Origin of the sequence: Streptococcus parasanguinis (genome assembly GCF_001069785.1) — a bacterium.
GTDB lineage: Bacteria > Bacillota > Bacilli > Lactobacillales > Streptococcaceae > Streptococcus > Streptococcus parasanguinis_T.
This window is the reverse complement of record NZ_JVSR01000055.1, coordinates 13,200-21,961: the sequence shown is the minus strand read 5'-3', so window position 1 is coordinate 21,961 and position 8,762 is coordinate 13,200. Positions and strand designations below refer to the sequence as shown.

Here is an 8,762-nt window from a genome sequence, read left to right as displayed (position 1 = left end):
CCCTACTCAACTGTGCGGAGGTGGGACGACGAAATCGAATTCTAATGAATTACCGATTTCTGTCCCACTCTCTTTTTTATTTTTGTTTCAATTCTGTTCGCAGGGCTTCTTGCTGCTCTTTTGTCAGATGAACCCCCTTACTTGCAACAATCTGGCTAGAGACTTTGTTGGCAAATCTTAAGGCTTGCGCAATGTCTAAGCCTTCTAAACGGGCGGATATGAAGGCTCCCACATGGCTATCTCCAGCGCCTACTGTATCGACGACTTCTGTTGGAAAACCGTCTGCCTCATACCAGTTGTCATCATAGGCAACCGCGCCTTTTTCACCCAAGGTGACAATGACCAATTGCCCCGTTCTCTGATACAAGTATTCGATGGCTGGCTGGATCTCTCTACACCCTGAGAAAACCAGTGCTTCAGCCTCATTAACATGGAGAATCGGATGCAGATCATAAATTGCTTCCAGTCGATCCTTTGGAATCAAGAGTCCACGTGGCCCAGGTGCGAAAATCACCTGGCCTTCTAGTTGCGAAACAGACTGGACCAATGCAAGACCAGTTGGCTCCTCGACTTCAAGGCCACATAAGTAGATGTAATCAAACCGATCTGTCTCAATCTCTTTTAGCCACTCTGCTTGAAAGCTATACTCCACTCCGTGGTCTGATAAGAAGGTCCGCTCACCATCAGACTCTACAAAGCAGTAACAGCAACCATTGGCCCCTTCTAATGAGATGCTAGAGGAAATCCCTAATTGTTTCAACTCTCTCCGAATAAAATCACCATACATCCCAGAACCGACTGGCGATACAAACTGGTAGGGTTGCGACAAAAAATGAAGGATATTAACGACATTAAAGGCACAACCTCCCACAGACCATTGCTGGTGATCAATATGGGCATCTCCTTCACGACTCGGCAAACGATCCAAGTAAATCATCACATCACAAACTGTAGAACCAATAATTAAGGCAGCTGTCATCTTTTTCTCCTTACTTTGCCTTCTATTATACCAGAGGAAAGATAAAAAACAACCAACCCCATGTGGAGTGGTTGTTTCTCTTTTTAGTCACGATAAACAGGTTGAGGGCCAAAGGTTTGGGAAACCGGCATGATTTCAATCCGATTGACATTGACATGCTTGGGCTGTTGGATCAACCAAGCTACGGTGTTGGCAATGTCTTCAGGCTGAATGGCATGGGCATCTTGATAGAGGGCTTCTACCCGTTTTTCGTCTCCTTTAAAGCGAACAGAAGAGAACTCTGTCCCTTCACAAAGACCGGGTTCAATATTGCTGACACGAATCTTCTTGCCAGCTAGATCCGCCCGAAGATTGAGGGAGAATTGCTTGACAAAAGCCTTGGATGCCCCGTAAACATTGGCCCCTGGATAAGGCACAGTTCCTGCTGTAGAGCCCAAATTGATAATATAGCCATCATTTCGTTCCACCATCTGGGGCAAGATTTTCCTTGTCAGATAGGTCAAGCCGACAATATTGGTCTGAATCATGGTCAGCCAGTCTGCAACCTCTGCTTCATAAGCTGGGGCGAGGCCTAGGGCCAAGCCAGCATTATTGACCAAAACATCCACTCTCTCCCAAGCTTTTGGCAAACTGGCAAGTGCATGATCTACCTGAGAAAGATCCGTCACATCCATTTGCAGGGGATAAAAGGCTTCTCCCAACTCTTCTTGAAGGGCCTGTAATTTATCGATGCGTCTAGCTGACCCGATCACACGGTATCCATCTGCTACTAAGCGACGGCAAATCGCTTGACCAAAGCCAGCTGAAGCTCCTGTTACTAAAATCGTTTCTGACATGTCATTACCTCCATGGATTGTAAAAACGTCCCTGATTGACAAAGATCAGGACAATACTCAAGACCAGAACAGCTAAGGCTGATAGAATCATCCCATAATCTTTCATTTCCATGGCTTGATGAGAATACCAGGTACGCTTTTTATTTTTACCAAAGCGACGTAATTCCATGGCCGTAGAAATGCTGTCAATCCGCTCAAGTGAGCTAAAGATTAAGGGAGAGATAATTTGCAAATTGCCTTTGATTCGCTTGATCAGCTTGGCCTTTTTGGACAACTCCACCCCTCTGGCTTCCTGAGACAATTTAATCGTTTGATATTCTTCTTGTACGTCAGGAATGTAACGCAGAGTCAAGCTGACAGAATAGGCAATCTTGTAAGATACGCCAATTTGGTTGAGGCTTGAAGCAAACTGACTAGGATGGGTCGTCATCAAAAAAATCAAGGCTAGAGGTATGGTACAGACATACTTAAGAGCTAGATTAAAAAGATAAAAGAGTTCCTGCGAGGTGATACTATAGGAGCCCCACCCCTTCATCAGTACCGTCTTTGCCCCGTAGATCTCTACACCATACTGGGGGGCAAAGAGATAGACCATGACAACATTTAACAGTGCAAAAACTAAAGCAAATGCAAGTACAAATGAAATATCCCGAAATCGAATACCAGCTGTAGAGAATAAAAGCAAGGCGCCCACACCAATTCCTAGAAGGAGCCGGGTATCATAACTCAACATGGCGGCAAGAGATACAAAAAGAAGAAAGAGTAACTTACTCGCACCTGAAAGGCGATGAAGAAAACTCGTCCCCTCATGGTAGCCGACTAATCGATGATTCATGACCTGCTCCTTTCTGTTGCATATAAAACTGCGTTAACGCCAAGGAATCCATTCCTAATCGATTAGCTAAGGCAAAAATCGAAGTCTCTTTGAGATTAGCCTCTTGTAAAATATCCGGATGAGTGAACAGCTCTGCAGGTGAGAGATCTGCTAGAATTTGCCCGTCTGATACTACAAGGGCACGATCAGAATAATCCAACATCAGTTGCATATCATGGGTAATCATGACAATGGTATGGCCTTTTTCTTGCAAGCTATCTAGAAATTCCATGATGTCAGTGTAATTGCGTTGGTCCTGACCTGCTGTCGGCTCGTCCAAGACCAAAATTTCTGGTCCTAAAACTAGTATAGAGGCAATGGTCACCCGTTTCTTTTGCCCATATGAGAGAGCAGAAATCGGCCATTTACGAAACTCATAGAGACCACAAGTTTTCAGCACTTGATAGACACGCTCTTTGATATCTTCTTCCGATACCCCCCGCAAGCGCAAACCTAGAGCGACTTCGTCAAAAATCATATTGGTCGAAATCATTTGATTGGGGTTTTGTAGGACATAACCGACTCGCTCAGCCCGTTCCTTGACACTCTCCTGCTTGATATCTTCACCTCTAGAGGTGTATTGCCCTTCTGTGGTAATGAATCCACAGATGGCTTTCGCAAGAGTTGATTTTCCTGCCCCATTCTTCCCGACAATCGCTAAGCGCTGCCCCTTAGGTATACTGAGGGATATATTTTTTAAGATCGGATGATTTTCTTGATAGGCAAAGGAAATCTGCTCCAACTTCAATAGTTCTTCTGCTTCTCCAGTTTTTGTAAAGGTCGCTTCTGGAATGGAACGATTCACACCAGTAAGCTCGATATCTTCTAGACGATCTAGATGCTCCAATTGATCGATATCCTGCCCTAGCTGGCGAAGAGTTGTTAAATAGAGGGGTTCTCGAATCCCATTTTCAGCCAGCAGTGTCGTCCTCAACAACTCATCTGGGCTCCCATTAAAGAGGATTTGCCCTTGATTGATCAAGATGACCCGATCGATCGGACGATAGAGCACATCCTCCAAACGGTGTTCGATGATAATAGTTGTCGTTCCCTGCTCTTCATGAATCTGATCAATCAGATCTATGATATCCTGACCCGATTTGGGATCTAGATTAGCCAGTGGCTCATCAAAGAGCAGGATCGGACTTTCGTCAATCAGGACACCTGCTAAGCTCACTCGCTGTTTTTGCCCACCGGACAAATCTTGTGGCCGATGATCCAAGAGCTTCATCAAATCTAAGCGTTCTGCCCAACTCTGCACACGCTCTTTCATCGTTCTCAGATCCACCATGTCATTTTCAAGGGCAAAAGCCAAGTCTTCTGCGACACTCAAACCTATAAACTGGCCATCTGTATCTTGCAAAACCGTACTGACCAAATGAGATTTCTCATAAATACTGAGATCAAAGGCTTCTTTCCCCTGAATGAGGAATTGCCCACTACTGGTTCCCTTATAGATATTGGGGATAATCCCATTTAGACACTGGCCAATCGTTGATTTTCCAGAACCAGATGGCCCAACAATCAGAACCTTTTCCCCCTTATAAATGGTTAAGTTGAGATTTTTTAAAGTTGGCTCAGACTGTGCCTTGTATTGGAAGGAAAAATCCTTCAGTTCAATCATTGCTTCTTTCATTTAGTTTGCCTTTTCCCAAAAGAGCGCAAATTGGATGGCTAACTCCGCGATGCGATCCTTGCTATCTAAATCCTCATGACTAGATAAGGTTCGGATATCCCATTTTTCTTCCGAGAGGTGGTCAGCTGCATAGAAGAAATGGCAGAGCTCAAAGCCCCTATAAGCTGCTAAGGCTGCCACTGCCGAACATTCCATATCCACACAGATGGCTCCTGCTTCCATTCGTCTCTTCATCTTGTCGATGGTTTCCCGGTAGGGGGCATCTGTCGTCCACACTTTTCCTGACTGATAAGAAACCTTGTGACTGTCCAGAAAGGCTTGGAAGAGAGGGAGGGTTTTCTTGTTTACTTCCACTTCATCACTAGCCGGAAGATAGTGGTAACTGGTCCCCTCGTCGCGAAGAGCAGCCGTTGGAATGATGATGGAAGTCGCTTCGATATCACGGTCTAAAACCCCACAGGTTCCAAAGAGCACCAGTTTTTCCATCCCAAATTGAATCAGGTCCTCTATAATCCCCACACAGGAAGCAGCCCCAACTGGTGCATTAAAGGCACCAATCTGTTGGTCTCCAATAGTGATCCCATAGACCACGACTTCAAAATTGGCCATGGAGGTTCTTGCAATGACCCCATGTTCATAATTTTCAAGGAGGCGAGCAAAAGTTACTCTTGAAAAGCAAGAGATGACTACTTTGGGAAATCCTTCAATTGGTTGGTGTAAGTCTTGTGGATTGATAATCGCCTGTCGATTGGCATCAAATTCTTCTAACAGCATTTCGTGCACCTCTTTCATTCTACTTCTAGGCCCCTATTATACCACAATTAGCCTAGTCATTGGTTTTTGATCAAAGGAAGGAGCATAAAAAAGAACTGCTTCCAGACGTTAGATTTTTCGGATCAAACGTCGGAAGGACAGTTCACTTCGATATTTTTTACTTGTTTTCCAATTGCGCTAATTCTAGCAACCGTTCTTTGGACAATTTTTTGATTTCAATTTGACTAGCATCTAGCAGCTGGAATTCATCTGGCTCTAGCGCTGCCAATAGATTCTTCAGTGCAAGAGACCCAATTGGATGGTAATTTTCTGGCTTATCAGGATCTCCATCGATCGCTACCAATAGAACCCGCCAATCAATGATACCCGCTAAGCCCACAATTTCTACATATTCTGCAGGAACATGTGGCACGCTTGGCAAGACCGTATCCGTATCTTCCGTCAAGCTATAGCTGGCTAAGAAGGCTCCTGTCTCCTCCTGTTGATAAAAACGGACTTGACTGAAATAAGCTGCACTATATTGAATCTTCTTGATAAAGGCAGAGTAGGCTTCTAGTGGATGGACATGGTTCAATACTTCCTGCACTGTATCCCGATCCAAATAGACTGGATGAGCGAAGCCTTGTACTTCAAACTCTTTTAGATCTTTTTCTTTCGTCACATTACCCAGCGTTTCTAGGATAACGACTTCATAATCAAAATGGAAAATAGAATCTGGAGTATAGCTCACGCCGTCACTAGCCACAATCTCCGTTCCTAATACTTCTCCTAGGCGACTGATCCATCGAAGGGCCAACTGCCAATCTTCTTCTATCGCAAAAGAGGGCACCTGAATCTGATAAGACTCTTCCTCATCAAAATAGCGTAACTGCAGAGGAAGACCGCTCTTACCAAATACGATACAGTTCAAGCCTTCAAAATCATTTAAGGGACGATGAAGGGTGGCAGGATCATAGTTGTAGGTTGTTAACCCCTCCACTAATTTAAGAACTTCCTGTGCTGCGAGTACTTTCTGATAGCCAAATAAGCTCTTTTTATTTTTGATTGAAAACACGATACTCATTTGTTTTCTCCTTTGTGAAATCGCTTACCTAAAGTATAGCACAATTTTCAATCAATTTCCATATAAAAACAGCCTGAGCTTTCAGACTGTTTATTTCTATTATGCAGGTGCTCCATCAAGCGTCTCACCGATAAGGGCTAAACGCTCACGAACTTCTGCTTGTGACAAGTTGTGTTCTTCAACATAACGATTGCGAGGGTGAACCCGGCACTCATGCGAACATCCGCGAAGATACTTGTCTTCGTTTTCTTCTGAAGTCAAGATACGACGATTACAGAATGGATTACCACAGTTGACATAGCGTTCGCAAGGCGTCCCATCGAACCAATCCATACCGACAACGACAGGATCTACATGGTTAATGTCAACAGCAATACGCTCGTCAAAGACATACATCTTACCATCCCAAAGCTCCCCTTGAACCTCTGGATCTTTTCCGTAAGTCGCGATACCACCGTGCAATTGACCAACATCTTTGTAGCCTTCACGGACCATCCAACCTGAGAATTTTTCACAGCGGACACCACCAGTACAGTAAACAACCACGCGCTTATCCATGAACTCTTCTTTATGGTCGCGAACCCATTGTGGCAATTCACGGAAGTTGCGAATATCTGGACGAATGGCTCCACGGAAGTGACCAAGGTCATACTCATAGTCATTACGTGTGTCAAGGACAACAGTGTCCTCATCTAGAAGGGCGTCTTTAAACTCTTTTGGTGACAAGTAGGCACCTGTTGTTTCAAGCGGATTGATGTCGCTGTCAAAGTTATCATCCTCTAAACCAAGGTGAACGATTTCCTTCTTGTAACGCACAAACATCTTCTTGAAGGCTTGCTCTTCTTCCTCATCAATCTTGAACCAGAGGTCCTCCATCCCTGGAAGGCTGTGAACGTAGTCCATGTATTTTTGCGTTGTTTCGTAGTCACCAGATACGGTTCCGTTAATCCCTTCATCAGCGACTAGGATACGACCTTTAAGGCCGATTGATTTACAGAAGGCCAAGTGATCAGCCGCAAATTGTTCTGCGTTTTCGATGGGAACATATTTATAATAAAGTAATACACGAATAGGTTTTGCCATGTCATTCTCTTTTCTAAGATTAAATTATCAGAATTTTTCATTCAACTATACCAGTATACTCTCCCAAGAAAACGAATGCAATTTATTTGACTGAAAAATAAAAGCCTGGGGTTCCAGACTTTTACACGACGACACCAAGGTTCCAACTTTCCTACTCTTCCTTTTCCATCTGATCCAGATAGGCTTCATAGCGTTTTTTCTCAACTTTTGCAAAAAGCATCACAAGGGTATTCATCCCCCATACAATCGGAAGATTCAGGAGAAATGTGATAGGAAGCACCAGCAAAAATTTTGAATGGAAGGGATTGGACTGATAGACAGCTTGGTTTAATTGAAAATTTTGAGCCCAGATGAACAAGGAGAGAATAGAGGTTACTACTACAATTCCCGTCACATTTAGATAGCTATAACTGATAAATCTCACACCCAATCGTTGACAACGCACCGAATAATACAATCCTGAGACGATGAGTAAGGCTACCACCATGATTGGACTCAGCCCCACCTTAGATGTAAAAATGGATCCTACACTAAAAACAGTTAAGGCAAGGAAAAGAAAACCAGCCGTCTCAGCACCAGCCTTATTAGCTAAGCCTTCTTCTCGTTCATCTATGATTTGTTTGTTCAGCAATTGTAATCTCATCTCTTCCTCCTTATTCTTCATCCTCTAACTCTGCCTCGATCTTCTCTTGTTTTTTCCGATTTATAAGAGCAAGTGGTTTTTCAAGCAGATCTGTCAGGATGGCAAAAACGATGATCTCTAATAAAATTTTAACCAGATACTTGGGACTCAAGATAAAGCTCATTGCTTCTCGCTTTCCAATCACATCCATAGCTGTCACAAGCACGGCAAAGAATAGACCTGACCCAAGGCGACTCAACCAGCTATCTTTTTCTAACATATCTCGAACATCAATCCCTGAACTGATCCTTCTCACAAAGGCATAGGCTCCCATGGCAATCAGAAGGAACATCTCAGGGAGATAAGCGACTAGGTCTAAGTCCAGGATACTGGATTTCACAAAGGCGGATAGGGCAATAAAGCAGGTCATGCCAAGGACAAGTTCTCCTGCGATTTTTCCATCAAGTAGCATGGTCCGTTCATCTTTTACAATTGGTTCTTTCTTTTGTTTCATATGTTTCCTCTTTCTATGTTAAAACTGTTACTCCCAGAACAGTTGATCCAACGTCTTATCCAAGGTCTTACAAATGGCAAGGCAGAGGCTGAGGGTCGGATTGTATTTCCCTGCCTCAATCAGACCGATGGTCTGGCGCGTCACTCCAATGGCATCTGCAAGATCCCCCTGGGTCATATCATGCTCGACCCGGGCCATTTTTAATTTGAGATTTTTCGCCACAGGCTTTTCCTTTCTTGTTTTTATAGCTTTATTATACACTATATTTTCTATTTTGCAATATATATCTTCCATTTTGTAAAAAATATTTTTGATAAAACAAAAAAGAGGCTGGGACAAAAATCCTAGCCTCTCAATTATTTTTGGATTGTCGAGCAAGAC

Annotated in this window: 10 protein-coding genes; all 10 read right to left on the bottom strand. The window is 43.7% G+C overall.

The window, feature by feature from the left end; all coding sequences use genetic code 11:
* Window positions 1–76: 76 nt before the first annotated feature.
* The 10 genes from ADG03_RS04435 to ADG03_RS04390 all read right to left on the bottom strand — a co-directional run bounded on the left by ADG03_RS04435 (window position 77) and on the right by ADG03_RS04390 (window position 8,603).
* Complete coding sequence (locus ADG03_RS04435) at window positions 77–979, bottom strand: carbohydrate kinase family protein (RefSeq protein ID WP_049472825.1); 903 nt, start codon at window positions 977–979, stop codon at window positions 77–79.
* A gap of 83 nt (window positions 980–1,062) precedes the next feature.
* The gene (locus ADG03_RS04430) at window positions 1,063–1,815 is read right to left on the bottom strand and encodes an SDR family oxidoreductase (RefSeq protein ID WP_049472826.1); all 753 of its coding nucleotides are present in this window, start codon (window positions 1,813–1,815) and stop codon (window positions 1,063–1,065) included.
* Between the two features lie 4 nt (window positions 1,816–1,819).
* The gene (locus ADG03_RS04425) at window positions 1,820–2,650 is read right to left on the bottom strand and encodes an energy-coupling factor transporter transmembrane component T family protein (protein WP_049472828.1); all 831 of its coding nucleotides are present in this window, start codon (window positions 2,648–2,650) and stop codon (window positions 1,820–1,822) included.
* On the bottom strand, window positions 2,622–4,325 hold the full coding sequence (locus ADG03_RS04420; RefSeq protein WP_049472829.1) for an ABC transporter ATP-binding protein: 1,704 nt from the start codon (window positions 4,323–4,325) through the stop codon (window positions 2,622–2,624). The genes ADG03_RS04425 and ADG03_RS04420 overlap by 29 nt, the downstream gene beginning before the upstream one ends.
* The gene (locus ADG03_RS04415; RefSeq protein WP_049472830.1) at window positions 4,326–5,099 is read right to left on the bottom strand and encodes a nucleoside phosphorylase; all 774 of its coding nucleotides are present in this window, start codon (window positions 5,097–5,099) and stop codon (window positions 4,326–4,328) included.
* 157 nt (window positions 5,100–5,256) lie between these two features.
* Window positions 5,257–6,162: a DUF4299 family protein gene (locus tag ADG03_RS04410; RefSeq protein ID WP_049472831.1), complete on the bottom strand. Its 906-nt coding sequence runs from the start codon at window positions 6,160–6,162 to the stop codon at window positions 5,257–5,259.
* 99 nt (window positions 6,163–6,261) lie between these two features.
* Window positions 6,262–7,245, bottom strand: a complete 984-nt coding sequence (trhO, locus tag ADG03_RS04405) for an oxygen-dependent tRNA uridine(34) hydroxylase TrhO (RefSeq protein ID WP_049472833.1) — start codon at window positions 7,243–7,245, stop codon at window positions 6,262–6,264.
* A gap of 151 nt (window positions 7,246–7,396) precedes the next feature.
* Window positions 7,397–7,888 (bottom strand): DUF6773 family protein, encoded by a 492-nt coding sequence (locus tag ADG03_RS04400; RefSeq protein WP_049472834.1) that lies wholly within the window; start codon window positions 7,886–7,888, stop codon window positions 7,397–7,399.
* Between the two features lie 10 nt (window positions 7,889–7,898).
* Window positions 7,899–8,381, bottom strand: a complete 483-nt coding sequence (locus ADG03_RS04395; protein WP_049472835.1) for a DUF6773 family protein — start codon at window positions 8,379–8,381, stop codon at window positions 7,899–7,901.
* Window positions 8,382–8,408: 27 nt separating this feature from the next.
* Complete coding sequence (locus ADG03_RS04390) at window positions 8,409–8,603, bottom strand: helix-turn-helix transcriptional regulator (protein WP_003005328.1); 195 nt, start codon at window positions 8,601–8,603, stop codon at window positions 8,409–8,411.
* Window positions 8,604–8,762 lie beyond the last annotated feature (159 nt).

Bases quoted from the DNA above. Each gene is read 5' to 3' on its own strand.
- ADG03_RS04400 (WP_049472834.1), bottom strand. From the start codon at position 7,888: ATGAGATTACAATTGCTGAACAAACAAATCATAGATGAACGAGAAGAA.
- ADG03_RS04430 (WP_049472826.1), bottom strand. From the start codon at position 1,815: ATGTCAGAAACGATTTTAGTAACAGGAGCTTCAGCTGGCTTTGGTCAA.
- ADG03_RS04395 (WP_049472835.1), bottom strand. From the start codon at position 8,381: ATGAAACAAAAGAAAGAACCAATTGTAAAAGATGAACGGACCATGCTA.
- ADG03_RS04410 (WP_049472831.1), bottom strand. From the start codon at position 6,162: ATGAGTATCGTGTTTTCAATCAAAAATAAAAAGAGCTTATTTGGCTAT.
- trhO (WP_049472833.1), bottom strand. From the start codon at position 7,245: ATGGCAAAACCTATTCGTGTATTACTTTATTATAAATATGTTCCCATC.
- ADG03_RS04425 (WP_049472828.1), bottom strand. From the start codon at position 2,650: ATGAATCATCGATTAGTCGGCTACCATGAGGGGACGAGTTTTCTTCAT.
- ADG03_RS04435 (WP_049472825.1), bottom strand. From the start codon at position 979: ATGACAGCTGCCTTAATTATTGGTTCTACAGTTTGTGATGTGATGATT.
- ADG03_RS04415 (WP_049472830.1), bottom strand. From the start codon at position 5,099: ATGCTGTTAGAAGAATTTGATGCCAATCGACAGGCGATTATCAATCCA.
- ADG03_RS04420 (WP_049472829.1), bottom strand. From the start codon at position 4,325: ATGAAAGAAGCAATGATTGAACTGAAGGATTTTTCCTTCCAATACAAG.